Annotated in this window: 27 protein-coding genes; 13 read left to right on the top strand and 14 right to left on the bottom strand. The window is 71.9% G+C overall.

The window, feature by feature from the left end:
* Positions 1-21: 21 nt before the first annotated feature.
* Positions 22-573, bottom strand: a complete 552-nt coding sequence (fliL, locus tag MFF58_RS11085; protein WP_238287286.1) for a flagellar basal body-associated protein FliL — start codon at positions 571-573, stop codon at positions 22-24.
* 256 nt (positions 574-829) lie between these two features.
* Here fliL and flgF point away from each other — a divergent pair, with 256 nt between their 5' ends.
* The 4 genes from flgF to flgH are packed head-to-tail and all read left to right on the top strand — an operon-like array spanning position 830 to position 4,320.
* On the top strand, positions 830-1,570 hold the full coding sequence (gene flgF / locus MFF58_RS11080) for a flagellar basal-body rod protein FlgF (RefSeq protein ID WP_238287285.1): 741 nt from the start codon (positions 830-832) through the stop codon (positions 1,568-1,570).
* Between the two features lie 12 nt (positions 1,571-1,582).
* Entirely contained in the window at positions 1,583-2,374 is a 792-nt protein-coding gene (flgG, locus tag MFF58_RS11075; RefSeq protein ID WP_238287282.1) for a flagellar basal-body rod protein FlgG, read from the top strand.
* Between the two features lie 23 nt (positions 2,375-2,397).
* Positions 2,398-3,534: a flagellar basal body P-ring formation chaperone FlgA gene (flgA, locus tag MFF58_RS11070; RefSeq protein ID WP_238287280.1), complete on the top strand. Its 1,137-nt coding sequence runs from the start codon at positions 2,398-2,400 to the stop codon at positions 3,532-3,534.
* Positions 3,535-3,570: 36 nt separating this feature from the next.
* A complete protein-coding gene (flgH, locus tag MFF58_RS11065; RefSeq protein ID WP_238287277.1) occupies positions 3,571-4,320 on the top strand; it encodes a flagellar basal body L-ring protein FlgH in 750 nt (249 codons plus the stop codon).
* Positions 4,321-4,326: 6 nt separating this feature from the next.
* Here the strand turns inward: flgH and MFF58_RS11060 are convergent, their stop codons facing one another.
* From MFF58_RS11060 to MFF58_RS11040, 5 genes are all read right to left on the bottom strand, one after another.
* A complete protein-coding gene (locus tag MFF58_RS11060; RefSeq protein ID WP_238287275.1) occupies positions 4,327-5,625 on the bottom strand; it encodes a Gfo/Idh/MocA family protein in 1,299 nt (432 codons plus the stop codon).
* A gap of 63 nt (positions 5,626-5,688) precedes the next feature.
* Positions 5,689-6,054: a PilZ domain-containing protein gene (locus MFF58_RS11055; RefSeq protein ID WP_238287273.1), complete on the bottom strand. Its 366-nt coding sequence runs from the start codon at positions 6,052-6,054 to the stop codon at positions 5,689-5,691.
* Positions 6,055-6,157: 103 nt separating this feature from the next.
* Complete coding sequence (locus MFF58_RS11050) at positions 6,158-6,916, bottom strand: phosphatase PAP2 family protein (RefSeq protein ID WP_238287271.1); 759 nt, start codon at positions 6,914-6,916, stop codon at positions 6,158-6,160.
* Between the two features lie 31 nt (positions 6,917-6,947).
* On the bottom strand, positions 6,948-7,466 hold the full coding sequence (locus tag MFF58_RS11045) for a 2'-5' RNA ligase family protein (protein WP_238287270.1): 519 nt from the start codon (positions 7,464-7,466) through the stop codon (positions 6,948-6,950).
* A 27-nt stretch (positions 7,467-7,493) separates the two neighbouring features.
* Entirely contained in the window at positions 7,494-8,621 is a 1,128-nt protein-coding gene (locus MFF58_RS11040; protein ID WP_238287269.1) for an SPL family radical SAM protein, read from the bottom strand.
* Between the two features lie 72 nt (positions 8,622-8,693).
* Between MFF58_RS11040 and MFF58_RS11035 the strand changes: the two genes are divergently transcribed.
* A complete protein-coding gene (locus MFF58_RS11035) occupies positions 8,694-9,656 on the top strand; it encodes an alginate O-acetyltransferase AlgX-related protein (RefSeq protein WP_238287268.1) in 963 nt (320 codons plus the stop codon).
* On the opposite strand, the gene MFF58_RS11030 is transcribed toward MFF58_RS11035, so the two are convergent.
* A complete protein-coding gene (locus MFF58_RS11030) occupies positions 9,650-9,874 on the bottom strand; it encodes a hypothetical protein (RefSeq protein ID WP_238287267.1) in 225 nt (74 codons plus the stop codon). The two genes, MFF58_RS11035 and MFF58_RS11030, sit on opposite strands and share 7 nt — an antisense overlap.
* Before the next feature lie 250 nt (positions 9,875-10,124).
* Between MFF58_RS11030 and MFF58_RS11025 the strand changes: the two genes are divergently transcribed.
* The 6 genes from MFF58_RS11025 to MFF58_RS11000 all read left to right on the top strand — a co-directional run bounded on the left by MFF58_RS11025 (position 10,125) and on the right by MFF58_RS11000 (position 14,277).
* Positions 10,125-11,099 carry a glutathione S-transferase family protein gene (locus MFF58_RS11025; RefSeq protein ID WP_238287266.1) on the top strand — a complete coding sequence of 325 codons (975 nt, stop codon included), beginning with the start codon at positions 10,125-10,127 and terminating at the stop codon, positions 11,097-11,099.
* An 87-nt stretch (positions 11,100-11,186) separates the two neighbouring features.
* Positions 11,187-11,654, top strand: a complete 468-nt coding sequence (locus MFF58_RS11020; RefSeq protein ID WP_238287265.1) for a hypothetical protein — start codon at positions 11,187-11,189, stop codon at positions 11,652-11,654.
* Positions 11,655-11,738: 84 nt separating this feature from the next.
* Positions 11,739-12,653 carry a thioredoxin gene (trxA, locus tag MFF58_RS11015; protein ID WP_238287263.1) on the top strand — a complete coding sequence of 305 codons (915 nt, stop codon included), beginning with the start codon at positions 11,739-11,741 and terminating at the stop codon, positions 12,651-12,653.
* Between the two features lie 37 nt (positions 12,654-12,690).
* The gene (locus MFF58_RS11010; RefSeq protein WP_238287261.1) at positions 12,691-13,356 is read left to right on the top strand and encodes an LON peptidase substrate-binding domain-containing protein; all 666 of its coding nucleotides are present in this window, start codon (positions 12,691-12,693) and stop codon (positions 13,354-13,356) included.
* 12 nt (positions 13,357-13,368) lie between these two features.
* Positions 13,369-13,575, top strand: coding sequence for a Trm112 family protein (locus MFF58_RS11005; protein WP_238287259.1), 207 nt, complete (start codon positions 13,369-13,371; stop codon positions 13,573-13,575).
* Positions 13,576-13,887: 312 nt separating this feature from the next.
* The gene (locus MFF58_RS11000) at positions 13,888-14,277 is read left to right on the top strand and encodes a hypothetical protein (RefSeq protein ID WP_238287257.1); all 390 of its coding nucleotides are present in this window, start codon (positions 13,888-13,890) and stop codon (positions 14,275-14,277) included.
* Between the two features lie 7 nt (positions 14,278-14,284).
* Here MFF58_RS11000 and MFF58_RS10995 read toward each other — a convergent pair whose 3' ends face one another.
* The 7 genes from MFF58_RS10995 to MFF58_RS10965 form a co-directional block, all read right to left on the bottom strand.
* Entirely contained in the window at positions 14,285-14,647 is a 363-nt protein-coding gene (locus MFF58_RS10995; RefSeq protein WP_238287256.1) for a SpoIIAA family protein, read from the bottom strand.
* Between the two features lie 173 nt (positions 14,648-14,820).
* Positions 14,821-17,007 (bottom strand): primosomal protein N', encoded by a 2,187-nt coding sequence (locus MFF58_RS10990; protein WP_238287255.1) that lies wholly within the window; start codon positions 17,005-17,007, stop codon positions 14,821-14,823.
* Between the two features lie 65 nt (positions 17,008-17,072).
* Positions 17,073-18,239 (bottom strand): MFS transporter, encoded by a 1,167-nt coding sequence (locus MFF58_RS10985; protein WP_238287254.1) that lies wholly within the window; start codon positions 18,237-18,239, stop codon positions 17,073-17,075.
* Positions 18,240-18,293: 54 nt separating this feature from the next.
* On the bottom strand, positions 18,294-18,551 hold the full coding sequence (locus tag MFF58_RS10980) for a hypothetical protein (RefSeq protein WP_238287253.1): 258 nt from the start codon (positions 18,549-18,551) through the stop codon (positions 18,294-18,296).
* A 152-nt stretch (positions 18,552-18,703) separates the two neighbouring features.
* Entirely contained in the window at positions 18,704-19,816 is a 1,113-nt protein-coding gene (locus tag MFF58_RS10975; protein ID WP_238287252.1) for an alpha/beta hydrolase fold domain-containing protein, read from the bottom strand.
* Positions 19,817-19,965: 149 nt separating this feature from the next.
* Complete coding sequence (locus MFF58_RS10970; RefSeq protein WP_373323325.1) at positions 19,966-21,246, bottom strand: App1 family protein phosphatidate phosphatase; 1,281 nt, start codon at positions 21,244-21,246, stop codon at positions 19,966-19,968.
* A gap of 37 nt (positions 21,247-21,283) precedes the next feature.
* Positions 21,284-21,682: a DUF3775 domain-containing protein gene (locus MFF58_RS10965; RefSeq protein WP_238287250.1), complete on the bottom strand. Its 399-nt coding sequence runs from the start codon at positions 21,680-21,682 to the stop codon at positions 21,284-21,286.
* Positions 21,683-21,980: 298 nt separating this feature from the next.
* Here MFF58_RS10965 and MFF58_RS10960 point away from each other — a divergent pair, with 298 nt between their 5' ends.
* Positions 21,981-23,471, top strand: a complete 1,491-nt coding sequence (locus MFF58_RS10960) for a hypothetical protein (protein WP_238287249.1) — start codon at positions 21,981-21,983, stop codon at positions 23,469-23,471.
* A 59-nt stretch (positions 23,472-23,530) separates the two neighbouring features.
* Positions 23,531-24,853 (top strand): HlyC/CorC family transporter, encoded by a 1,323-nt coding sequence (locus tag MFF58_RS10955; RefSeq protein ID WP_238287380.1) that lies wholly within the window; start codon positions 23,531-23,533, stop codon positions 24,851-24,853.
* Positions 24,854-24,942: the final 89 nt, after the last annotated feature.

The raw sequence follows: 24,942 nt of genomic DNA, 5'->3' as shown, positions 1-24,942 counted from the left end.
GGGACAGCGCTTCGGGCCGCATCACTGGACGATCACGTCCTTGAACAGCACGGCTTCCACCTTCGCGGGGAAGAGGGCGATGTTGACCCGCCGGAGCAGTTCCTCGCGCAGGCGGAACAGGCCCACCGATCCGGTGAGGTCGCTCGGCCGCAGTTCGCGCATGTAGATCTGCAGCGCGTCCTCGACGCGCGGCATCAGCGGCTTCACCTCCGCCTCGACCTTGCCGTCCTTGAGTTCGAGGGAGATCCGCACCTTCGCGAAGCGCGCCTTGTCCTGCGGCTGGTCGGGGCTGAGGTTCAGGAGCAACTCCCGAACCTCCACGAAGACCACCGGCTTCTTGCCGTCCGGGCCCGCCTCCTTGCCGCCCTCGCCGTGGCCGCCGCCGTGGCCGCCGCCCGACGCCGCTTCCGCGCCGTCGCCGTGACCGCCGCGCCCCTTCATCAGGAAGGCGCCCGCGCCGCCGCCCACCACGAGTACCGCGGCGGCCACGATGATCATGAGCTTCTTCTTGCCCTTGGGGGCGGCTTCGGCCTCGCCCCCCTCGGCGGGGGCCTTCTTGGGCTTCTTGGCCATGGAATGGTGCTCTCTGGCGGGAATCCGCGCGCCCGATACAAGCCCGATATCGAAGCAACTCGGTTAACGTGCCGTTAAGCAGGCAAATCCTGCCGGGCGAGGATTGCCGCTGCGCGGTCCGGCCCCTCGAGCGCAACCGACGCAGTTTCGGCCAAGCGCCTCTCCAGAAAAGGAAAATTCGCCTCCACTCCGATGGCACGGCGCATGCTGAATGGATTGTTGCCGCTCCTGCGGCGCACGAGTCCCAGAGTCCACGATGCAGAATGCTCTCTTCGTCGGCGTGTCGAGCCAAGTGGCGCTCCAGCGTGAGCTGGACGTGATCTCCAACAACATGGCCAACGTCTCGACCACCGGCTTCAAGGGCCGCTCCAGCCGCTTCCAGGAATACCTGATGCCGGTGGCGAGCGCGGATTCCTTCGCCCGGCCCGACCGGCGGCTGTCCTACGTCATCGACCAGGGCACGACGCTCGACCTCGGACAGGGCCCGATCGAGCAGACCGGCAACCCGCTCAACGTGGCCGTCAAAGGCTCGGCCTTCATCGCCGTCCAGTCGCCGCAGGGCGAGCGCTACACCCGCAACGGCGCCTTCGAGATCGACCCGCAGGGCGCGCTCGTGACGAGCGACGGCTACAAGGTCGCGGGCGACGGCGGCCCGATCACCATCAACCCGCAGGAGACCGGTCTCTCGATCGGGCCCGACGGGACGGTGTCGACCAACCTCGGCATCCGCGGCAAGATCAAGCTCGTCACCTTCGCCAACCCGCAGCGGCTGACCAACGAGGGCGGCAACCTCTACGCCTCGCCGGACCGGGCGCAGCCGGCCGGGCTCGAGGGCCGCCTGGAACCCGCGGCGCTGGAGCGCTCGAACGTGCGGCCGGTCATCGAGATGACCCGGCTGATGGACGTGAACCGCTCCTACGCGATGGTGTCGAGCATGATCTCGCGCCTCGACGACCTGCGGGGCACGGCGATCCGCCGCCTCGCCGACGTCGCGTAAGGGGACGGGATCATGCGTGCCCTCTACTCCGCCGCCACCGGCATGGCGGCCCAGGAACTCAACGTCCAGGTCATCTCGAACAACATCGCGAACCTGCGCACAACCGGCTACAAGCGCCAGCAGGTGCATTTCCAGGATCTGCTCTACCAGAACTTGCGCCGGGCCGGCTCGTCGACCTCCGAGCAGAACACCCAGCTGCCCGCCGGCCTCGCCCTCGGCTCCGGCGTGAAGACGACCTCCACCGCCCGGGTCATGTCGCAGGGGACGCTGTCCTCGACCGAGAAGGACTACGACGTCGCGATCCGCGGCGAAGGCTTCTTCCGGGTGACGATGCCGGATGGCCGCACCGCCTATTCCCGGGACGGCTCCTTCGACCTGTCCGCCTCGGGCCAGCTGGTCACCCGCGACGGCTACCTGCTCGACCCGGCCATCACCGTGCCGCAGACCGCGACCGCGGTCACGATCAGCGCCACCGGCGCCGTGCAGGCGACGCTGCCCGGCCAGACGGCACCGCAGGCGCTCGGGCAGTTCCAGCTCTCGCGCTTCATCAACAAGGTCGGCCTCGAATCGGTCGGCGACAACCTGTTCATCGAGACCGCGGCCTCGGGTCCGGCGATCAGCGGCCTGCCGGGCGCCGAGGGCTTCGGCAACCTCCAGCAGAGCTACCTGGAGGAGGCGAACGTGAACGCCGTCACGGAGATCTCGTCGCTGATCGCCGCCCAGCGCGCCTACGAGATGAACTCGAAGGTCGTGACCGCCGCCGACCAGATGCTCTCCACCACCACCCAGATGTTCCGCGGCTGACGCGACCGCCCAGGTTCCCGACGATGTACACCGGCATAAATTCCGACCCGGCCCTCGAGCCCGCCGACCTGCCCCTCCTCAGCACGGGGGCGGACGAGGGCGACCTCAGCCCGATCATCCGCCATGCCCGCCCGCGGGCCGCGCCCCTCGGCGCGGCGGTGCTGGTGCGCGCCATGCTGGCGTTCCTGGCCTTCGCGGTGCTCGGGGCCCTGGCGATCCCCGCGATGGCGCGAGCGGACGACCTGCGCCTGCGCGGCGACGTGACCGCCCGCGGCGACGTGCTGACGCTGGCCGACCTCGTGGAGGGCGCACCGGCCGCGCTCGCCGCCCGGCCGTTGTTCCGCTCGCCGGCCCTCGGCGCCACCGGAACGATCCAGACCCGGCGCATCGTCGAGGCAGCCACCGCCCTGGGCCTCGCCGGCCTCGAGACCGGCGGCCGGCTGCAGATCGCCGTCCAGCGGGCGGCCCGGCGCCTCGGGCCGACCGAGCTCGAGGCCGCCCTCAAGCAAGCCCTGCAGACCGGCTACGGTCTCGATCCGCGCGGCGTGGCGGTCCGGTTCGACGGCGACGGCCCGACCCTCCTGGCGCCGGTGGATCTCGAGGGCCACGCCGCCGCGCTCGACGTGACCTACGATCCGCGCACGCGCCGGGTGGCGGGCCTCGTCAGCCTGGGCGAGCGGCAGGCGTCGCTGCGGGTCTCCGGCGTCGTCATCGAACTGCGCGAGGTGGCGGTGCTCGCCCGCGGGCTCGCCCGGGGCGAAGCCGTGAAGGAGGGCGACGTCGTCATGGAACGCCGTCCCCGCGAGGCGGTGGCGGCCGACGCGCAGGGCAGCGCCACCGCGATCCTGGGCGAGGTCGCGCAGCACGCGCTCCCGGCCGGCACGGCGCTGCGGATCGCCGACACCGCCCCGCCCGAACTCGTCGCCCGGGGCGAGACCGTGACCATCGTGTACGAGACCGCGAGCGTCAGCCTGTCGATGCGCGGCCTCGCCAGCGAGGGCGGCCGGATGGGGACCGTCGTCAACGTCGTCAACGTCGCCTCCAAGAAGGTTCTCCAGGCCACCGTGGTCGGCCCCGGCCGGGTCTCGGTGAGTCCCAGCCCCGCCGCGCAGCAGGCCGCTGGGGCCGCGTCGCTCCAGGCGACCGCCTCCCTGCGCTGAGCGCCCGTTCCGTACGCGTCGAAGAGTGATTGCCCGATGGCCAGCCGCCTCGTCCTGAACCCGCTCGCCGCCGCGCTGATCGCTGGCGCCCTCGGTGCCTGCAACACCGCCGACCGCCTCTCGCAGGTCGGCGCGACCCCGGCCCTCTCGGCCATCGAGGACCCCACCACCCAGCCGGGCTACAAGCCGGTGCGGATGCCGATGCCCGACGTGCAGCCGGTTTCGTACGCGCCGAATTCGCTCTGGCGCACGGGCTCCCGCGCGTTCTTCAAGGACCAGCGCGCCGCCCGGCTCGGCGACATCCTGACCGTGAAGGTGAAGGTCACCGATCAGGCGAACATCAGCAACGAGACCAAGCGCTCCCGGGCGAACACCGAGAGCTTCGGCCTGCCGAACGCCCTCGGCCTCGAGAACAACGCCGTGGGCAAGTCCCTGGGCGTCGGCGGCACCGCATTGCTGGCGGCCACCTCGGCCACCGCGAACGACGGCGCCGGATCCGTCCAGCGCACCGAATCGGTGACGACGAACGTCGCCGCCGTGGTCACGCAGGTCCTGCCCAACGGCAACCTCGTGGTCGAAGGCAAGCAGGAGATCCGGGTCAACTTCGAGATCCGCGAGATGGTCGTCGCCGGCGTCGTCCGGCCGGAGGACATCGAATCCGACAACACCATCGACTCGGCCAAGATCGCCCAGGCCCGGATCGCCTATGGCGGGCGCGGCCAGATCACCGACGTGCAGCAGCCGCGCTACGGCCAGCAGATCGTGGATATCCTGCTGCCGTTCTAGAGCCGATCAGCTCGGCTCCTCCGGCTCCGGGCCGCGCGTGACGTCGAGGCCGGAACCGGCCCCCACCGGGGGGCCGACCTTCACGGCCGCGCCGGTGCGGGCGGCCTCGTAGATCGCCTCCATCAGCACTTGGTCCTGCAGGCCCTCCTCGCCGGGGGTGCGCGGCCGCAGGTTCTCCTGAATGCAGCGGGAGAAGTGGTCCATCTCCAGGGCGAACTGGTTCTTCGCGCCGAAGACCTTTTCGTCCCGGGCGGCGTTCTTGCCGTCCTTGTGGCCGATATACAGGCGCTGCCCCTCGTACGCGAAGGCGTTCTGGAGATCGATCGCGGCGTTGGTGGTGTGCAGGGTCAGGGAGCGGGCCTCGTAGACGCCGTAGCTCGTCAGGCACTGGGCGACGACGCCGGACGGGAAGCGCATCGTGAAGCTCACCGTCTCCTCGACCTCGCGGAACTTCGGATCGTCCGGCGGCGAGTGGACCTGCGCCTGGATCAGGTCCGGCTCCTCGCCCAGCACGGCGCGGGTCGTGTTGAGGCAGTAGAGCCCGATATCCGGCAGGGAGCCGCCGCCCGCCAGGGGCTTGCGCAGGCGCCACTGCTCCGGGAGTCCGGTGGTCTGGCCGTTGAAGGCCTGGATCATCCGCGGCCTTCCGAACTCGCCCGAGCGGGCGATCCGGATCACCGCCCGGTTGTGCGGCTCGTACTGGCAGCGATAGGCGATCATCAGCTTGACGTTGGCCTTCGCGCAGGCCGCGATCATGTCGCGGCATTCCTGCGACGAGGTGGCCATCGGCTTCTCGCAGAGGACCTGCTTGCCCGCCGCCGCCGCCGCCGCGACGTTGTCCCGGTGCACGCCGTTCGGCGTGACGATGTAGACGGCCTGGACGTTCGGATTGGCCTTCAGGCGGTCCCAGGCGTCGTAGCCGTAGACCGCCTCCTCCGGCAGGCCGTACTGCCGCGCCACCAGCTTGGCCTTGTCGGGGGAGCCCGACATCACCGCCGCCAACCGGGAGCGCTTGGTCGCCCCGAACGCGGGAAGAATCTCGTCGAGGCTCAGGCGCCCGAGGCCGACGACGCAGTAGCCGACGCGCTGGTCCGGCGGCTGCGGCGCCGGCGTCGGCGCGGGGGGGCGATCGCCGGAACCGCGCCAGTTGGGGAACATGACCCGTCCGCCCTGGACGGCGCCGGTATCGGCCGGGACGGCCGGCGCTGCCGGAGCCGCCTGCGCCGCGCCACCCACGGCGGCACCCGCGAGGGCGCCGCCCGCGGCGAGGAGATTGCGTCGTGAGAGCCGTGTGTCGTCCGTCATGGGCCTCGCCGTGTCGCCGGATCCAGGATGCGACCGGCGGAGGATGGTCCGCCGGCCGCCACCTCAGTGAACGCTGTCGGACTCGGCGACGGTTCCGGCCATCGGCGCGGTGCGCGGACGCGCCACCTCCGGGACGTGGGACGGGATGGGCGGGGAGGGCCGGTGGGCCGCCTCGGCGGCCGGCGCCGGCTCGAAGGTCAAGCCGACCAGATCGCCCGCCCGCCAGGCCACGGAGGCGCGCCGCGTCTCGCCGCGGCTGGGGATGACGAGGTCGAAGCGCTCCGGCAGCGCCGCGACGGGCGGGACCCGGATCCGTGCGCCGTCCAGCGACACGTCGCGGACGGCGCAGGCGATCTCAGGCATGAAGGTCGCGACGCGGGCGTGACCGGCGAGGCAGACGCGGCGGGCGGTGCGGCGGCGTTCGAGCACGGGGGCGTGTTCCTGACGGGGGCGATCATCCCCGACAACCGTCAGGCGGGCCGCCGAGGCCTGCCCGGCCGAACGCAACCTCCGGTTTACCTTAACACCGCCGTCACGCGGGCGGCGGAGGGTCCGGCGCCTCCACCTCGCCCCGGCGCTGGAGTTGCAGGGCGACGAACCAGCACAGGGACGCCCAGGCCGCGCCGATACACCAGCCGGCGAGCACGTCGCTCGGCCAGTGCACCCCGAGATAGACGCGGCTGAGGCCGACAAGCAGCGTCACGGTGACGCCGAGGCCGAGCATGAGCGCCTTGCCGCTCCGGTTCCGCTCGACCCGGGCGATCAGAGTGGCCAGCGTCAGGTAGGCGATGGCCGACATGGTGGCGTGGCCGCTCGGGAAGCTCGCCGTGAACACCTCCATGCCGTGCGGGACGAGGTCCGGCCGCGGCCGCTGGTAGAACAGCTTCAGGATCGTCGAGACCAGCTCGCCGCTGCCGACCGCGGCGAGGACGAAGACGCCGATCCGTCTCCGCCCGGAGACGGCGAGGTAGCCCGCGACCGCGCAGGTCAGGAACAGCACCGTGAAGACGCTGCCGAGCCCGGTGATGTCGCGCATCGTCTCCTCGAGCCAGGGGGGCCCGATCGGATCGGCGGGGTCGGCCGGGTTGCGCAGGCTGAGCAGGATCCTGCGGTCGAGCGCCGCCGTGGAGCCCTCGCCGACCTCGTGGGCGAGGTAGAAGAAGCCGTAGCCGAGGATACTGAGGCCGAGCAGGGCCACGAGGGGGCCGACCTCGTTCAGGCGCAGCCGGAGCCAGACCGCCATGGCGGGCTCGACCAGCCGGTTCTGCCGCAGGCTTCCGGGCACCCTCATGATGCGCATTCCGCGCGAGCTACCGACGACATCAGGCGTTCTCTCCGAAGGGCAGGCGCGCCACCGGCGCCCAGGGACCGCCCAGGTAGCGCCACAGGAGGGTCGCCGGCGCCGTGAAGTGGAACGGCGCGAAGCCGGCCGACAGGTCGGCGTGGAGGGCGCGGGCCACGTCCGGTGCGACCTTGTTCTGGACCGTCACGTGCGGTCGCCAGCCCTGCCGGTCCTGCGCGGTGAGAAACGGCTCGAACCCCTTGGCGAGCCGGGCCCGGAAAGTCGCCAGCCCGCCGGAATCCAGCACGTAGGCGACGCCCCGGCCGGTGAAGCGCAACCCCGTCACGGCGACCTCCGGGGGCGGCACGGCGCGGGCCAGGGCCGTGATCGCCTCGATCACGCCCCGCTCCCGGTCGCCCGGGAGGTGATGGAACAGCGTCGCGTGGGCCGGGATGCGGTTCAGGGCCTCCGGGAAATGGCGTCGCCGTTCGGCGTCGAACCGCGCGAAGGTCGGCTCGTCGAAGGCGAGGGTCAGGATCAGGGGGGCCGTGTCTGTCATGGTCAGCGAGATGGCGCCCGAAGCCGCTCAGGTCCAGTACAGCACCCGCGCCGCCGGCAGGTCGCGGGCGAGACAGGCGGTGAGGTGCGCGCGCATCGCCTGCATCAGCGGCTTGGGGAAGACGTGCTTGACGGTGCCGAACTTGGTCCGTTTCTCCACGCGCTCCGCCTCGTCGAGGGGCAGGTCCGAACCCGGGTACCAGCCGCGCAGGACCGCCTTGGAGCCCGGCGTGAAGCGGTGGGTGATGAGTTCCGCGGTCAGGTCGAGGCCCGGCACGCCCGCCAGCGCGTCGGCGGCGTCGCGGATCAGCCCGGCATAGGCCTCCTCCCAGCCGGCCACCGGCAGGATCGGCGCGATGGTCAGGCCGACCGGGTAGCCGGCCCGTGCCGCCTGGCCCAGCGCGCCGAGCCGCGCGTCCAGGGGATCGGTGCCGCCCTCATACCGCGCGGCGGCCCGGGCATTGACCGAGAAACGGATGCGGGTGCGCCGGTTGTGCCGCAGGTCGAGGAGCGGGGCGATTGCCGCGAACTTGGTGGTGAAACGCAGCTGCACCGGCGCGTCCCAGGCGCCGAAGTGGCGGATCGCCGCCGAGAGCGAGCCGGTGAGGTGCTCGATCCCGAGGGGATCGGTGTAGCAGGAGGCTTCGAACGTGGTGCCCTCCTGCGCCCTCTCGGCCGACGCCGAGGTGACGGCGCCGCGCCCGGCATATGCCGCGAGGTTGCCCAGGATCGCGTCGAGATTGGCGTAGGCGCGCGTCACCGGCGGTCCCTGAAGCGAGCCGGCGAGGTAGCAGTACTGGCAATGGGCCGGGCAGCCTTCGGCGAGGTCGAAGCGCCAGTCGGCCGAGGGGGGGATCGGCTGGAGCCGCAACTTGGTCGGCGGCGCCACCGTGAGGGCGAGGGTCGCCTTGGCGGCCACGTAGGCGCGGCGCGGATCCGGCTCGCGCGGGGCCGGGATGCGGTTGGCGGCGAGCCGTTCCACCGGCAGGCCCTCGGCCTCGGCGCGGGCCACCATGGCGCGCCCGTGCGCGTGCTCCAGAGCGGCCGGCGTCACCAGGATCCGGCGCGGCCGCCACAGGCGGGCGGGGCGCGGAGCGCTCACGGTTTCCGGAGCGTCGAGTGCCAGGGCGGACGAGAGGCCGGACGAGGAAGGCATACCGGTCGAACGCGCGCCCTGCGTGCCGGGTCCGGTCTAGGCGCCCGGTCCCGGTGCGGCTAAAGCACCGCGATGTCTGCAGACCGGGAGAACGTGCATGTCGGCCGCGACGGCTGGTTGTTTCTTACGGGGGGAACCAACCGCGTCATGGACCGCTACCGCGGCGGCCTGCGCCACTGGCTGCTGCTGCGCGCCTGGACGCGGCTGATCGACGCCCGGGCCGCGCGGGCGGAGGCCCTCGGTATCCGCTGCCTGCACGTGATCGTCCCGGAGAAGCTCTCCGTCTACGACGACAGGACCGAGGGGCTTCGCTACGCACCCGCCAAAGCCTCGACGCGGCGCCTTGCCCGCCGGCTCGCCCGCAACCCGGCCTATCTCGACCTCCTGGCGCCCCTGCGGGCAGCCCGGAGCGGGCCGGTCCCGCTCTACCTGCGCACCGATACCCACTGGACCGTCCGCGGGTGTCTCCTGGCCTATCGGGAGATCATGCGGGCCCTCGGGGCGATCCCGCCGGCCGATATCGGCGCGCGGCCCCTGGTCGTCGCCGATGAGGTCATGGACATCGGCGAGAAGCTCCGCGACCGGCCGCGCGAGCGGATCGAGCGCTTCATGTTGCAGCGCGATGCCGAGCGCGTCGAGGTCGGGCCGCTCCTCGCCGCCTACGAGGGCGCGGGGCGCGACCGGGAGGTCCATGTCGGCGCGCACGTCGTCTACCGGAACGGATCAGCGCGCGCCGACCCGCGCCGCCTCGTCCTGTTCGGGGATTCCTGCGCCCATTTCGACCCGTTCCTGCTCACTGGGATGCTCGCCGAGAGCTTCAGCGAGGTCCATTTCGTCTGGTCGGCGAGCCTGGACTGGTCCTACATCGAGCGGGTGCGGCCGGACATCCTGTTGTTCGAGCTGGCCGAGCGCTTCCTGGCTCGGCTGCCCAAGGACGATTTCGACGTGACGGTCGCCGGCCAGCGCGGGACCGGCGGCCGCCTCGCTCGGATCCGGGCGAGCGGGCTCGGGACGGATCCGGCCGCCGCTCAGTAGGTCGCCGGCTCCAGCTGCGCGAAGTCGCCGATGCTCGCGGCCTGATACTTGGCGAAGGATTCCGGCGCGCACGCGATCCCGATCATCAGGACGAGCAGGGTCACGAGGCATGCGAGCGTCGCCGTGACCACGTCCGCGTGGCGTCGCAGAGCGTGGATCATCACGCATCCGAACGTGAACAGGGCCGCCTCGGCGACGGGCACCAGCGCGAACGACATCACTTCACCTCCCTGGAACTCTGACGGACACGGCGGGCGAGGACGGCACACCGCGCGGCCCGCGGAGCCGAACATGGCGGATCCTGCTGCAGCGCAACAGAAGCGGCGGCGCAGGCCTGCCTTGCGCAACGTTCGCGCGGCGCGTCCGCGCCGCTCCGGGACTCCGTCACCGGACCACGCGCACCGGCTCTTTCCCCACGCGCAGACGGGCCCATGTCGTCCCGGCCTTCCTCGCGAACGGGATATGACCATGGGCCTCTTGGTTGACGGCGTCTGGCGCGACCAATGGTACGACACCGCCGCTTCGGGCGGACGCTTCGAGCGCAAGGCCTCGACGTTCCGCAACTGGGTGACGGCGGACGGCGCGCCCGGACCGACGGGAGAGGGCGGCTTCCGCGCCGAGGCCGGCCGCTATCACCTCTACGTCTCGCTCGCCTGCCCCTGGGCGCACCGCACCCTGATCGGCCGGGCCCTCAAGGGGCTGAACGACGCGATCTCCGTCTCGGTGGTCGATCCGCATATGGGCGCGGAGGGCTGGGTGTTCGGTGACACGCCCGGTGCGACGCCCGATGCGATCCACGCTGCGCGGCGGCTCTACGAGGTCTATCTCGCGGCGGATGCCGCCTACAGCGGGCGCGTCACCGTCCCGGTGCTCTGGGACCGGCAGCGCGGCACCATCGTGTCCAACGAGTCCGCGGAGATCCTGCGGATGCTGAACGGCGCCTTCGGCAGCACGGGACCGGACCTCTATCCCGAGGACCTGCGCGCCGCGATCGATGCACTCAATGCCCGGATCTACGACCGGGTGAACAATGGCGTCTATAAGGCGGGCTTCGCCACCGCGCAGGACGCCTACGCCGGCGCCTGCGAGGCGCTGTTCGACGAACTCGATGCCCTGGAGGAGAGGCTTGATCGTGGCCGCTTCCTGTGCGGCGCGCGCCTGACCGAGGCGGACGTCCGGCTGTTCACCACGCTGGTGCGGTTCGACGCGGTCTATGTCGGGCACTTCAAGTGCAACAGACGCCGGATCGACGACTATCCGAATCTGTCGCACTACATGCGCGACCTCTACGCCCATCCGGGGGTCGCGCCGACCGTGAACCTCCTGCACATCAAGCGCCACTATTACGAGAGCCATCCGACCATCAACCCGACGCGGATCGTGCCGCTCGGCCCGGATCTGGACTTCTCGGCTCCGAACGACCGCGCGCTGCGGTTCGGTTGAGGTGCCTCCGCCTCGCGCCTTCCGCACCCTCGACGGCGGGCGCGGCGCGCCTAGTTCGCTTCTCAACCGGAGGAACCCCGATCCGCCATGACGAACAGTTTGCGCCTCGCGCTCCTCTGCGCGCTTCTCGGCCTTCCCTCCGCGGCGCGCGCCCAGGCGGCGCTGCGGCTCGAAGGGACCTGCGAGAAACTCGTCATCGGCTCGCAGGACATGAGCTCGACCTGCAGCAACGTCCTGATGAATTCGGTCAGCCGGAACCGCACGAGCTTCGACTTCAGCACGTCCGACGGCCGGACGCTCAGCTTCAGCGGCAACGGCGCTCAGCAGGAAGCGACGGAGGAGACGGACCCGCTGCAGCCGATCAACGCCGTCGTCCTCGGCAAGGACGGCCCTCCGACGCTGGCCATCGGCGCGTGCCGATTCTCGACCCCGGCGCCCGGCCGCACGGCGATCACCTGCGAGGCCAACGCGGCGGACGGTCAAGCCTTCGCGGCCACCTTCGTCACGGTAGCCCGGAACGCGGCGGGCGCGCCGGCGGCACCACCCGCCCGGTGAAGGGTCGGCATCGGCCGGGCTGGTCAGACGCAGCCCGAAGCCCCATTTAAGGGGCCCGTTCGAAAAGGTTCCAAAGCCATCCCGATGCTGAACGACACCCTCGCCGGAGGCAGCGCCCCGGCCGGCGATTCCGGCACACTCATCAAGGACGCCACCACGGCCAGCTTCCGGCAGGACGTGATCGCCGAGTCGATGCGACGACCGGTACTGGTCGATTTCTGGGCGCCCTGGTGCGGCCCCTGCAAGCAGCTGACCCCGGTCCTGGAGAAGGTCGTCACGGAGGCCGCCGGCGCGGTCGCCCTGGTGAAGATGAACATCGACGAGCATCCCTCCATCGCGGGTCAGCTCGGCATCCAGTCGATCCCGGCCGTGATCGTCTTCCAGAAGGGGCAGCCGGTCGACGGCTTCATGGGCGCCGTTCCGGAGAGCCAGATCAAGGAGCTGATCGGGCGCGTCGCCGGCCCGGTCCAGGATCCGGTCGAGGCGGCCATCGCCGAGGCCGCCAGCCTGATCGAGGAGGGCGATCTCGCGGGCGCGTCCGAGATCTACGCGGCGGTGCTGGAGCAGCAGCCCGACAACGTCGCCGCGCTCGCCGGCCTCGCGAAGCTGCAGCTCGACGCGGGTGAGGTGGAGAACGCCAAGCGGGTTCTCGCTATGGTCCCGGAGGCCAAGGCCTCCGATCCGGCGCTCGTCGGCATCCGCGCCGCCCTGGATCTCGCCGAGCAGGCCGCTGCGCTGGGCGACCATGCCGGCCTCCAGCGAGCGGTGGAAGCCGATCCGGACGCCCATCAGGCCCGGTTCGACCTCGCCCTCGCCCTCGCCGCCCGGGGCGAGCGCGGGCAGGCCGTCGACCATTTGATCGAGCTGCGCAAGCGCGACCGGGAGTGGAACGACGACGGCGCGCGCAAGCAGCTCCTTCAGTTCTTCGAAGCCTGGGGCGTGATGGACCCGGACACGATCCGCGGACGGCGCAAGCTCTCGGCACTTCTATTCTCGTGAGGCGCCGGCTCGCGCTTCGTCTCAGCAGGGAGGCGCCATGAGCACGCATGCGAGCTACAAGGGCCCGGCGGACTGCCCCGCCGTGATCCCCGTCTTCCCCCTGGCCGGCGCGCTGCTCCTGCCCCGCGGGCAGATGCCGCTGAACGTCTTCGAGCCGCGCTACCTCGCGATGGTCGACGATGCCATGCGGACGGACCGGATCATCGGGATGATCCAGCCCGATCCCGAGGGGGCGGGCGCGACCGTGCCGAAGCTCTACCGCGTCGGCTGCGCGGGCCGGGTGACGCAGTACGCCGAGACGGGCGACGGCCGTTACCTGATCTCGCTCACCGGCATCAGCCGGTTCCGGGTCGAGAGCGAACTCGCCTCGACCAGCGCCTACCGGCGCTGCCACGTCTCGTACGACGCCTTCGCGGTGGACTTCGAGCCGCGGGCGGGCGAGGAGCATGTCGACCGCGACGGCGTGCTCAAGGCGCTGCGCGACTTCGTGGAGTCGAACGACCTCAAGGTGGATTGGGCCGGGATCGACGAGGCGCCCGACGAGGCGCTGGTCAACGCCCTGTGCATGATGAGCCCGTTCGGCGTGCGCGAGAAGCAGGCGATGCTGGAAGCGCCCGACCTGAAGACGCGGGCCGAGATCCTGATCGCGGTCACGCAGATGGAACTGGTTCGCGGCTCCGGCCCCGAATCCACGATGCAGTAGGTTGCACGCACGATGACCAACGACCTCACCCCCACCGTCGAGGCGACCCGGGTCGACCCCAAGCTCCTGGAGATCCTGGTCTGCCCGCTGACCAAGGGCACGCTGGAATACGATTCCGCCCGCCAGGAGCTGGTGAGCCGCTCCGCGAAGCTCGCCTACCCGATCCGCGACGGCATCCCGATCATGCTGCCGGAGGAAGCCCGGCCGCTGACCGATTGAGCGGTTCGCGCCGCGCAGGCGATTGCGAGAAGCCGCGACGCGGTCCGGCGGGCGCCCGTGGGGCCCGCCGTCGCGGGCATCTCAGGATGACGGACAGATCTGGATCCGTATCCGTCGATCCAGAATCAGCATCGGCCGGTTCGAGCTTGGCTATTCCTCCGGGGCGCGGAGCCGTTGCTCAAGATGAGCCGTCCCGTCCACCGCCATACTCTTGCCGCTTCCATCGTTCAGCCTTGAGTCATCCTCCATCGATGATTCTACCCGGGCACGTCGCGTCGCGCAGTGCCCGCATCGCTGAAAGATTGCCATACGATGATCAAGCTGACCGCCGTCGCGGCCGTCGCCGCCGGCCTTTCCGTCCCCGCGTGCCTGCCCGCACGCGCGGAATCCGGCCCGCATAACGGGACGTGGTCGGTGGAGCTGGTCACGGAAAGCGGCCTGTGCAGCGCCCGCTATTCCTACGCGCTCGCGATCCGCGAGGGGCAGGTGCGGCTCATCTCCGGCACCGCGGGGGCCCGGGTCAGCGGACATGTCGGCGCCGACGGCAGCGTCGGGCTCACCGTCAGCAACGGGACGGCGAGCGGCACCGGGACGGGGCGCCTCCAAGCGGGCAACGGTTCCGGCACCTGGAAGGTGACGTCCCTGTGCTCCGGTCGCTGGACCGCGCGGCGCAGCGACAACCGCACCGCACAGGCCGAGTGACGATCGATCAGGCGGCTGCGGCCAGCCAGCTGCGCGCCTCGTTCAGGCGGGCCCGCTCGAACACCTTGATCTGAGTCGGCGAGACGAAGTTGAAGGTCTCGGCCAGCGCCTTCAGCCAGGGCGCGTCCGTCACCAGGGCGACGTGGCTGATGCTCTTCATCATCGAGATGCCGAAGCGCGGATCCTTGAAGAACGCCGCCGGCTCCATGCCTTCGAAGGCGCGGATGTCCTCGAGCAGCTTGATCTTGCCGCCCTTGTCGAGATCCGCCTTCATGGCGGTCATCGCGGCGTTCATCTCCTCATCGGTGATCTTCCCGTCGACCACGATCTCGGCGACGTTGGACTCCGGCGTCTTGGTATAGGTCAGCACTGATCGCTCCTCCGGGAACCGCCCGCGTCCCGTCGCCGGTCTCCGGCCCGGGGTCCGCCGCCCGTGGAGAGAGCCATACCCGATCGCGGCGCGATCGGACACCGTGCGGGGGCCGCGCCGCGCCCCGCGCCGATGGACCGGTCTCCACCCCGCCGGGAGCCGCGCGACGTCGCTCATAGAAAGCTCTGCGGATCGACATCGATGGCGACCCGGACGTTGCCGCGCACCTTCGGGCCGCGGGCGATCCAGGCGCGCAGATAGGCCTGGAGGTCGACGTTGCGCTCGGTCTTCACCAGCAGCCGGAACCGGTAGCGGCCGCGCACCAGCGCCAGGGGCGCTTCGGCCGGTCCCAGCACCATCACGCCGTCGGGCGGATCGGCGGCGCGGGCCAGCGCCTGCCCGTGCGCCTCGGCGGTCTCGCGCTCGCTCGCCGAGACGATCAGCGCCGCGAGCCGCCCGAACGGCGGCAGGCCGGCCGCCTCACGGGCCTGGATCTCCTCGGCGTAGAACCGCTCGGCGTCGCCCGAGAGCAGGGCGGCGATCACCGGGTGGTCCGGCTGGTAGGTCTGGACGAGCGCCCGGCCGGGCTTCTCGCCGCGTCCGGCCCGGCCGGTCACCTGCTGGAGCAGCTGGAAGGTGCGCTCCGCCGCCCGGGGATCGCCCGAGGTCAGGCCGATATCGGCGTCGAGGACGCCCACGAGGGTCAGGAACGGGAAGTTGTGGCCCTTGGCCACCAGCTGCGTGCCGATCACCACGTCGCATTCCCCCGCCGCCACCGCGTCCAGCTCCTGCCGCAGGCGCTCGGCGCCGCCCGGGAAGTCGCTCGACAGGACGACGATGCGCCGGTCCGGAAACAGAGCCGCGGCCTCCTCGGCGATCCGCTCGACACCGGGGCCGCAGGCCGTGAGGTTGTCGAAGGTGCCGCACTCGGTGCAGGCCTCCGGCCGGCGCTCGGTGTAGCCGCACTGGTGGCAGACCAGCGCCCGGCGGAAGCGATGCTCGACCAGCCAGGTCGAGCAGTTCTTGCACTGGTAGCGATGACCGCAGGCCCGGCAGAGGGTCAGCGGCGCGTAGCCGCGGCGGTTGAGGAACAGCAGCGCCTGCTCGCCCCGCTCCAGGGTGCTCTTCACGGCGTTGACCAGCGGCGGGCTCAGGAAGCGGCCGCGCTCGGGCTGGTCGAGGCGCATGTCGATGGCGGCGATGTCGGGCAGGCGGCGCCCGCCGAAGCGCTCCGGGAGCAGCACGTGCCGGTAGCGACCCCGGGCGGCGTTCACCCGAGTCTCGATGGCGGGCGTCGCCGAGGTCAGGACCACCGGGCAGCCCTCCAGGCGCCCGCGGACCACCGCCATGTCGCGGGCGTGGTAATGGACCCCGTCCTCCTGCTTGTAGGCGGTCTCGTGCTCCTCATCGACCACGATCAGGCCCAGGCGGGCGAAGGGCAGGAACAGGGCCGAGCGCGCGCCGACCACCACCAGGGCCTCGCCCTCCGCCACGGCCAGGCGCAGGCGCTCGCGCCGCTTCCCGCCGATCCCGGAATGCCAGGCCGCTGGCCGCACGCCGAACCGGGCCGCGAAGCGGTCGAGGAACTGCGCCGTCAGGGCGATCTCCGGCATCAGGATCAGGGCCTGGCGCCCCTCCCGGATGCAGGCCGCGACCGCCTCGAAATAGACCTCGGTCTTGCCCGAGCCGGTGACCCCCTCCAGCAGGACGGGCCGGTTGTCGGTCTCCTCGCCGGGGCCCCGCCGCCACGGGAAGCCTTCGACGAGGGCCGTCACCGCCTCGGCCTGGGCGGGCGAGAGCGGCGTCCGCGGGAAGTCGGGGTCCGGGCGCGGGGCGACCGGCTCCGGCTCGACCGCGACCGCCTCCAGGGCGCCGTCGTCGATCAGACCGTCGACCACCGAGAGCGAGACGCCGGCCTCCTTGGCCAGCGCGCTCTTGCCGCGCAAGGCGCCGTCGACCGCGACCGCCAGGATCTTCGAGCGGGCCGCGGTCGGCCGGGCCGGCGGCTTGCCGGTGATGCGCACGGCGACCCGCACGGTCTCGACCGCCGCCGCCTCGTCGGGCAGGCGCAGCACCATGGCGAGCGCCGAGCCCTTTGGCGCCAGGGTGTAGCGGGCGATCCAGTCGACGAGGCTCCGCAACGGGTCGGACAGGGGCGGGTAGGGCAGGCGGCCGGTCACCGGCCGCAGGTTCGATCCGCCGGCAGTGTCGCCGAGTCCCCAGACGACGCCGACGATCTCCCGCGGGCCGAGGGGGACCTGCACCACGTCGCCCGCGGCGAGATCCAGTCCGGCCGGCACCACGTAGCTGTAGGGCGTGTCGAGGGCGAGCGGGATCAGGATCTCGGCGATGAAGGGCATGCGCGGTTTTGGGCGGCTCCGTTCCGGGTCCGTACCATAGCGCGCGGAAAAGAACCCGCGCGCGTTCAGACCCGCCCCAGCCCCCGGACCAGCGGCAGAGCGGCGAGGCTGACCGCCGCCATCGCCCAGAAGGCCGCCGCGCCGAAGGCGCCGTAGAGCGCGCCGGACGCGAGGGTGGCCAGCACGCCGGACAGGCCGAGGCCCAGCGTGCCGTAGAGGGCGAGCGCGGTGGTGCGCAGCTCCGAAGGCGTGGCCTCCTCGATCAAGCCCAGGCAGGCGAGGTGCAGGAGGGCGAAGCTGAGACCGTGCAGCGCCTCGACGGCGGCGATCCACGGGATCGCCGTGGTGGAGCCCAGCACCGCCCAGCGCAATGCACCGGCGCAGGCCGCCACCGCGACGCCCGCCGGAAGCCCGATCCGCCCCAGCAGGCGCGGGCCGACGAAGAGGAACACCAGCACCTCGGCGGCCACCGATTCCGACCACAGCAGCCCGGCCGTTCCCGCTCCGATCCCGGACCCGCGCCACAGGATCATCGCGAAACCGTCATGCATCGCGTGCGCGCCGATGACGAGGGCCGCGGCCAGCACCGTGCGGCGAAAGCGGGTCAGCCGGATCAGGCTGGAGAAACCGCTCCACGGCGATCCGGTCCCGGCGGCGACCGCTTGGGCTGCGGGCACCGACAGGGCGGCGGCGGATGCGGCGAGGAACAGGACGCCGCCCGCGATCACCGGCGCGACGAGGCTACGGGCCTCGATGAGCCAGCCCGCGGCCACCGTCGCGGCGATGAAGGCGGCCGAGCCGGCGGCGCGGACCCAGCCGTACTGGAAGGCGGTCCCGCCCCGCGCCGCCGCCAGGGTCAGGGCATCGGCGAGGGGCGCGGGCGCCGCGGTCCCGACGCCGTAGGCGAGGCCCGGCCCGAGGAGCTGCGCGAAACCCGCGGCCGGGAGGTGGGCCAGAGTGGCGAGACCGGTGAGGACGAGGCTCGCCGCGAGGACGGTCCGGCCCGCCCGGTGCCGGTCGGCATAGGCGCCGGCGAGGGGGCCGACCACCAGGCGAAGGGCTCCGGCGGCGGCCAGCAGGGCGCCGATCTCGCCCGGGCTCAGGCCGCGCGCGGTGAGGACATTCGGCAGGATCGGCGAGAGGCAGCCATAGGCGCCGTAGAGAGCGGCATTCAGGACGAGGAAGCGGCCGAGGCCTCCACTCCGCCCGGCGCTCTTCTCCCCCGTCCGCATCCGCGCAGCCTCGCATCCGGGGCCGGCTCGGCGTCAGGCCCCCGGGGGCCCCGATCAGGACGGCCGGCGAACGGCGTAGCGGTAGCGCCGCCCTTGGTCATCCAGCAATTCGCTGTCCGATCCTTCCTGCCAGACGACCTCGTCCTCCGGCCAGGCGGCGTCAGTCAGGGTCGCCCCACGGACGATGTCGAGGCTCAGGCCGAAACCGTAGCTCATCGCGGTGGCGTCGGTGATGGCGGCCGAGATGTCGGCCTCGTCGGGCAGGCAGGCGAACAGGACGCCGTCGGCGATCGCGAGGGTGTAGGTTTGCAATGTTCGGGCTCCCGGAGTCGCGAAGTGCGTGGACCGGCATGCGAACGCCCAAACCTAGGCATCGCGGTCGCGATGTGAAGCGCTCCCCACGAGGTGCTGCATTGCACCATCTCGTGAGGAACGGCATACGGCCGGGCCGGCCCCGGGGGCCCCTAGCGTGCGAGATGCGCGTCGAGGAAGCGTGCCATCTCGCCGAACACCTCCTTGGTCTCTGGGGCGTCGAGCGTGGCCAGGTACTGCGCGTGCGACAGGCCCTCGAACACCTGCAGCGAGGCCTCGATCCCGGCGGCGCGCAGCTTCCGGTGGGTGCGGACGGTGTTCGACAGGAACAGGTCGCGGGTGCCGGTGATCAGGATCGCGGGCGGGAGGCCCGCGAAGTCGCCGTAGATCGGCGAGAGCTGCGGATCCTTCAGGTCGCGACCGGCCGCGTAGAGCTTGGCCGCCGGCGTGAGATAGCCCGAGTAGCTGACGAGCACGTTGTCGATCCACTCGTTGGTCTTGTAGCTGTCACCGGTCTCGGTCATGTCGGACCACGGCGTGCCGAGGCCGATGGCGGCCGGCAGCGGCAACCCCTCGGCCTTGGCGCGCAGCATCAGGGCCAGGGTCATGCCGCCGCCCGTGGAGGTACCGAACACCGCCATGTTCTGCGGCTTCTGCATGGTCAGCATCGCCCGCCACGCCGCGGCGGCATCGTCCATGGCGGCCGGATAGGGCGCGTCGGGCGGCATCCGGTAATCCACGGAGATTACCTTGAAGCCGCCCAGACCGGCCATCAGGATCGCCTCCAGGGTGCCGGCCTCACCGGGATTGTAGACGTAACCGCCGCCGTGGATGTGCAGCAGCAGGCGGTTCCGGTTGGCCTCCGGCATCTGCCGCGGCTGAACGATGAAGGCCTTCACGCCGCCGATCACCGCCGCCTCGCTGGTGACACCGAGTTTCTCGCGTAGGGCCGGAAGACCGGCGGCGCCGGCCGCGGCGAGCCGGTCGACCAGCGCCTTCCAGGCCGCCGGGTCCGACGGGTTCGCGTTCCAGGCTGGCGCACGGTAGGGCGCCGCTACGGCGGTGCGGAATTGCGGGCTGACGGTGTCCGGCACGGGAATCACCTTGGCCGGCACCGTCCGGGGTCCCGGCCCGGCGTTGGCCGCTCCCATCTCGGCTTCGAGCCGCTCGAAGCCGGAACTCGGCCCCTGAACGGGCGCGGCCTGCCCGAAGGCGGCATGAGAGCCACAGGCGATGACCAGCATCGCGGACAGGCTGAGGCGCATCTCGTTTCCTCCTGCGACGGCCGCTGTCGAGGCCCCGTTTTTCGGGTGGCGGCTGTTCGTGCCGTGGTGATAGGGGCCGCGGCGCCGCGGAACACCGGCCGCGGTTACACCCGCAGCCGGGCGTGGCAGCCGCGCCAGTCGCCACGCGTTCAGCGATGGCGCTCCGGAAGGACGGCCGGCTCCTGCGGCTCGACAACGACGGTGGCCGGCACGGTACCGTCGCCGACCAGGGCCTCCGTGATGGCATCGGGGGAGATCGCGGTCTGCGGCGCCCCGGCCGCGGGATCGGGCGGCTCCGCGATGATCCGCGCGGTCTCGCGGCGTGGTCCGGCTTCCGCATCCGCGGCGTGCTCGTCGGCGACGCCCGCCACGGCCTCGGGCGCGATCAGGCCGATCCCGGCTGCGTGCTCCGCCATGGCGACGCTGTCCGCGGCGAGCACGAGGCTGGAGCCCGCCCGGGCGACCGCACCCGCGAGGCGGACGATCTCCTCGATCCGCGCCGCCTCGCGGGACACGTTGCGGATGTAGACCGCCAGCACCCGTCCGGGGTTCTCCTCGACGATCTGGGCGTAGACCTCCGGATCGTGCTGGCCGCTGTCGCCGATCAGCACGAAGGGCAGGTCGCGATAGAGCGCCAGCATGTGCCGGATCAGCGCCTGCTTGTGGTCCGTCGCCCGGCGGGGCAGGGGATGCGTCCAGGACAGGCCCCATTCCCGCAGGAACAGCACCGGCCCCGCCGGGATGCCGTGGCGCTGGAAGAACTCGGACAGCATCTCGTAGAGGCCCCAGGGGGCGCGCGAGACGTAGAGCATCGGGTTGCCCTCGGCCCCGCCCGCCCCGGCATGCAGCGCCCGGTAGAGGGCGGCCACGCCCGGGAACGCGACCCGGCTCTCGGCATCCTCCACGAACAGCCGCCAGAGCATCTTGAGCTTGTTGGCGACGCCGGTCCGCATGACCGTGTCGTCGATGTCGCTGACGACCACGCAGCGGCTGCGGTTGGGGGGGATGAACACCGCACCTTCGGCCGGGACCGGCGGTTCGACCTCGAGGAGAAGATCGACCGGATGCCAGCTTCCGGTTTCCGTCGGGCTCAGGCGCGGATGCAGGTGCGCGCGGAAATAGCCGTCCCGATCGGTCTCGACCCGGATGGCGTCGCCGCCGATCCGGGCCGTCACGGCGGCGCCGGCCACGGTCCGCCGGGCGATGCGGCGGCGCAGGTCGCGCCACTGCGCCCGCAGCGATTCGGGATCCTCGCCCGGTATGCCGGGCGATTGCCGGAACACCCGGCCGATCAGGAAGACCTCGTCGCGGGAGCCGTAGCCGCGGTAGGGTTCGACCACGAGGCCGCCGCGGCCCTTGCCGCCATAGCCCTGGGCGCGGCGGACCGGCCGGGTGAGGACCCGCAGCGCCTTGAGGGCGCCCTTGCGCATGCGCGAGGCCATGGGAGAGCGCCGGCGGTCCGGGCGCTCAGGCCGGCGGCAGTTCGGGGGTGAGCCCCAGGGCGTCGAGACCCTCTTCCAGGAGATCCCCGGCGATCGGCGAGCCCAGCAGGGTCGGCACGGCACCCTCGCCGACGCCTTCGCGCTCGCGGGCGAAGCGCACCGCCTCGCTCCATTCCTCCGGCTCCATGTCCCCGCGGCCGACGTAGAACAGGGCCAGCAGCTCCGCGCGGGAATCGTCGTCGAGGCCGGCGATCATGCTGCGAACCTCGGACTCAGTGGCGTCGTCGGTTCCCGAGATCAGCACGTCGGTCGCGCCGTCGTCGATCGGGTTGGAGCCGGAGTCCGGATCGGTGTTGCCTTCCTTCACCTCGATCGCGCGCAGCCGCAGGACGATCTCGGTGACGGTTTCGACGGCGATATCCATGCGCTGATCTCCGGACGCTGACAGGGTCGGGCCCGCGGGGCCCTCAAGCCGCGACAACGGACGAGCGGGCGCCGGGTTCGCCCCGTGCCCCAGGAAGTGCTCGGCATGAAGTGCCCGTCTTGCGTGGTCCGGCCCCTTCCCGCTCCGGCGACCGTGAGTTAGAGGCTGCGAGACTTTCCGGCCGACCGGATCATCGCTGGCGATAGACGTGGTTTCTTTGAAGACTGTCGAGACGTCGTCCGCCGATACCGTCGATCACCGAGCCCGTGACTGTCAGCCCCGTCGCGCGCGCGCGCGAGTGCCGTCCGGTGCTGCGGGGCTCTGCGCGCTGATCGCGTCCGCGCTCGGGGCACCGCAGGCCGCCGCGGCCCGCCCGGCGGGTTTCGAGGCCAGCGCGCCGAGCTGCTTCGTCACCGGCGGCGATCTGGAGATCTGCCGCGAGGGCTCCGAGGCCGAGGGCGTCCTGATCTCTCCCGCGCCGTGCGCGTTCGTGCGCGGGGTTCAGATCCTGCGGCTCGCCCGCGCGGAGGCGCCCGGGCCGTTGCAGGCCGTGTTCCAGGGGCAGACACCGATCGCGAGCCGCCGCGGCGACGAGCCCTGCCCGGACCGGCGCGCCACCGACAGCCGCGATGGCGGCGCCCTGCGCACCGGCCGCACCTTCGAGGCCCTGGCCACGACGCTCCCGCCCTCGGCCGACCGGTTCTGGGTGGAGCTGCCGGAGGAGCGGAGCCGGAACCGGGGCTGGACCGAGCCGACCCCCTCCGCCGAGGGCATCGGGCCGCGCGACCCGATCGCGGTCTCGGGTCGGGACTGGGCCGGCGAGGCCTACAGCTACGTCTTCCTCCTCGGCCAGGAGCGCGTGGGCGTGACGGCCGGCGACGAGCCGGAGGCCGGGAGCCGGCGCCGGCGCGGGCGCCGCCGGGCCAAGCCGGAGACGCCGGCGGCCGGGCCGGCCGACGTCCGGCGCCGCGTCCAGATCGAGGCGCGCACCCTCGACTTCCAGACCTTCGAGATCCGCACCCGCACCGCGGACGGCTACGGCCTGACCTGGACGCCGTTCGAGGCCGGCGCCGGCCGCGGCCGGAGCGAACCGCCGACGCCGGCCGCCGTGATCGACGAGACCGGCAAGCCCGTGGCCTCGGCCTGCACGGCGCCGGCCTTCGAGACGCACGGCCTCGCCGGCTCGATCAGCGTCGTCGACCGTACCTACCACTACGTCTACACGGACGTGCTCCCGGAGGATTGCGGCCTCGCCCCCGAGAAGCGCCGCACCGCCCTCTACCTGCGCACGGCGCAGGACCTGTCCGGCGCGAAGGTCTGGTCGGCGGCACGCAAGCTCGCCGGTCCGCTGCCGCCCGGGAGCCTCGTCCGCGTGGCGCGGGCCAAGGGCCTGCAGCGCTGGGCGGTCTCCTACACCTGCCAGAGGCCCGCGAACGCGCCCGGCGGCCCGGTGGCCGACATCTGCCTGCAATACACCGCCGACCTGGCCCTCGACGGCATCGGCGCCCTCAAGCTCTACGCCGACCCCGTGGAGGCGGGCCGCTCGCCGGCCTATCTCGGCCTGCGCTCGGGGGGCGACGGCAGCGGCCGCTACGACCGGAGCGCGCATTTCTGGATGACCGACGCGCAGGGCAACCTCGACACGCCCGCGATCTACCCGGGCAAGGCCGGGTTCCTGACCTGGCTGGACCGGCTCGCCCCCACCGCCTCCGGGCGCGACGCGTCGAGCCTCTACGGGCGGCCGGTCTACTGGGCGACGTGGACGGTGCGCCGGATCGGGGCGCAATAACGCGCGGGAGACGCTATATGGGCGGCCGCCCCGCCGCATGAGCGTGCTCCTTGGAACCGATGGAAACCCATATCGACCTGTGGTTCGCCGCGAGCATCGTGGTGATCTCGCTGCTGCTCTCGGCCTTCTTCGCGGGGGCGGAGACGGCCTTCACGGCGGCGTCCCGGGCGCGGATGCACGCCCTGGAGCAGGCCGGGGACCCGCGGGCCGCGATCGTCAACCGCATCCTGGCGATCCGCGAGCGCTTCATCGGCGCCATGCTGATCGGCTACAACATCGTGGCGATCGGCGCCTCGGCCTTCACCACCAGCGTGCTCACGGCGCTGTTCGGCAAGAGCGGCGTGATCTACGCGACCGTGGGCATGTCGGTGCTGGTCATCGTCTTCGCCGAGGTGCTGCCGAAGACGCTCGCCATCTCCAAACCCGACAAGGCGGCGCTGCTCACGGCGCGGCCGGTGGCCTTCGCGGTCGCGATCATGGGGCCGGCGGCGATCGCCATCGAGCACGTCGTGCGGCTGATGCTGAAGCCCTTCGGCGTCACGATCGGCGAGCACCAGTCGATCCTCACCGCGGCCGAGGAGCTGCGCGGGCAGGTGGCGCTGATGCACCGCGAGGGCGGGGTCGCCAAGGCCGAGCGCGACATGCTCGGCGGCCTCCTCGACCTCTCGGACCTGTCGGTCTCCGACGTGATGGTCCACCGCACGAAGATGCGGGCGATCGACGCCGACCAGCCCTCCGAGGACATCGTCCGGGCGGTGCTGTCCTCGCCCTACACGCGGATGCCCCTGTGGCGCGGCACGCCGGAGAACATCGTCGGCGTGCTCCACGCCAAGGACCTGTTGCGCGCGCTCGACGCCGCGGGCGGCGACGCCTCCGGCCTGAAGGTCGAGGCGCTGGCCCTGGAGACGTGGTTCGTGCCGGGTACCACGTCGTTGCGCGCCCAGCTCAAGGCCTTCCTGACCAAGAAGACCCACTTCGCCCTCGTCGTGGACGAGTACGGCGAGGTGATGGGCCTCGTCACCCTGGAGGACATCCTGGAGGAGATCGTCGGCGAGATCGCCGACGAGCACGACGTCGCGGTCTCCGGCGTGCGGCCGCAGGGGGACGGTTCGGTGAACGTCGACGGCGGCGTGCCGATCCGCGATCTGAACCGCGCCATGGACTGGAACCTGCCCGACGAGGAGGCCACCACGATCGCCGGCCTCGTCATCCACGAGGCCCGGACCATCCCCGACCAGGGGACGGCCTTCAACTTCCACGGCTTCCGCTTCCACGTGCTGCGGAAGGCCAAGAACCGGATCACCACCCTGCGGATCACGCCGCTGACCCCGGCGGGGCTCCAGGCGATCGCGCAGCCGGACGCGCAGCGCGACCCGGCCTGATTTCCCTATGGACGGATGACACCGGCGCCACCTTCGCGGACGGCGCCGTCCGGTCGCGCCGGAGGCGCCCCCAATCGCTCGGTGCGACG

The organism is Methylobacterium longum (assembly GCF_022179385.1).
Classification (GTDB): Bacteria; Pseudomonadota; Alphaproteobacteria; order Rhizobiales; family Beijerinckiaceae; genus Methylobacterium; species Methylobacterium longum.
This window is presented reverse-complemented; position numbering and strand designations above follow the sequence as displayed.

Excerpts from the sequence above, each read along its gene's own strand:
- fliL (WP_238287286.1), bottom strand. The coding sequence starts at position 573 with ATGGCCAAGAAGCCCAAGAAGGCCCCCGCCGAGGGGGGCGAGGCCGAA.
- flgF (WP_238287285.1), top strand. The coding sequence starts at position 830 with ATGCAGAATGCTCTCTTCGTCGGCGTGTCGAGCCAAGTGGCGCTCCAG.
- flgG (WP_238287282.1), top strand. The coding sequence starts at position 1,583 with ATGCGTGCCCTCTACTCCGCCGCCACCGGCATGGCGGCCCAGGAACTC.
- flgA (WP_238287280.1), top strand. The coding sequence starts at position 2,398 with ATGTACACCGGCATAAATTCCGACCCGGCCCTCGAGCCCGCCGACCTG.
- flgH (WP_238287277.1), top strand. The coding sequence starts at position 3,571 with ATGGCCAGCCGCCTCGTCCTGAACCCGCTCGCCGCCGCGCTGATCGCT.
- MFF58_RS11060 (WP_238287275.1), bottom strand. The coding sequence starts at position 5,625 with ATGACGGACGACACACGGCTCTCACGACGCAATCTCCTCGCCGCGGGC.
- MFF58_RS11050 (WP_238287271.1), bottom strand. The coding sequence starts at position 6,916 with ATGAGGGTGCCCGGAAGCCTGCGGCAGAACCGGCTGGTCGAGCCCGCC.
- MFF58_RS11045 (WP_238287270.1), bottom strand. The coding sequence starts at position 7,466 with ATGACAGACACGGCCCCCCTGATCCTGACCCTCGCCTTCGACGAGCCG.
- MFF58_RS11040 (WP_238287269.1), bottom strand. The coding sequence starts at position 8,621 with ATGCCTTCCTCGTCCGGCCTCTCGTCCGCCCTGGCACTCGACGCTCCG.
- MFF58_RS11035 (WP_238287268.1), top strand. The coding sequence starts at position 8,694 with ATGTCTGCAGACCGGGAGAACGTGCATGTCGGCCGCGACGGCTGGTTG.
- MFF58_RS11030 (WP_238287267.1), bottom strand. The coding sequence starts at position 9,874 with ATGTCGTTCGCGCTGGTGCCCGTCGCCGAGGCGGCCCTGTTCACGTTC.
- MFF58_RS11025 (WP_238287266.1), top strand. The coding sequence starts at position 10,125 with ATGGGCCTCTTGGTTGACGGCGTCTGGCGCGACCAATGGTACGACACC.
- MFF58_RS11020 (WP_238287265.1), top strand. The coding sequence starts at position 11,187 with ATGACGAACAGTTTGCGCCTCGCGCTCCTCTGCGCGCTTCTCGGCCTT.
- trxA (WP_238287263.1), top strand. The coding sequence starts at position 11,739 with ATGCTGAACGACACCCTCGCCGGAGGCAGCGCCCCGGCCGGCGATTCC.
- MFF58_RS11010 (WP_238287261.1), top strand. The coding sequence starts at position 12,691 with ATGAGCACGCATGCGAGCTACAAGGGCCCGGCGGACTGCCCCGCCGTG.
- MFF58_RS11005 (WP_238287259.1), top strand. The coding sequence starts at position 13,369 with ATGACCAACGACCTCACCCCCACCGTCGAGGCGACCCGGGTCGACCCC.
- MFF58_RS11000 (WP_238287257.1), top strand. The coding sequence starts at position 13,888 with ATGATCAAGCTGACCGCCGTCGCGGCCGTCGCCGCCGGCCTTTCCGTC.
- MFF58_RS10990 (WP_238287255.1), bottom strand. The coding sequence starts at position 17,007 with ATGCCCTTCATCGCCGAGATCCTGATCCCGCTCGCCCTCGACACGCCC.
- MFF58_RS10985 (WP_238287254.1), bottom strand. The coding sequence starts at position 18,239 with ATGCGGACGGGGGAGAAGAGCGCCGGGCGGAGTGGAGGCCTCGGCCGC.
- MFF58_RS10975 (WP_238287252.1), bottom strand. The coding sequence starts at position 19,816 with ATGCGCCTCAGCCTGTCCGCGATGCTGGTCATCGCCTGTGGCTCTCAT.
- MFF58_RS10970 (WP_373323325.1), bottom strand. The coding sequence starts at position 21,246 with ATGCGCAAGGGCGCCCTCAAGGCGCTGCGGGTCCTCACCCGGCCGGTC.
- MFF58_RS10965 (WP_238287250.1), bottom strand. The coding sequence starts at position 21,682 with ATGGATATCGCCGTCGAAACCGTCACCGAGATCGTCCTGCGGCTGCGC.
- MFF58_RS10955 (WP_238287380.1), top strand. The coding sequence starts at position 23,531 with ATGGAAACCCATATCGACCTGTGGTTCGCCGCGAGCATCGTGGTGATC.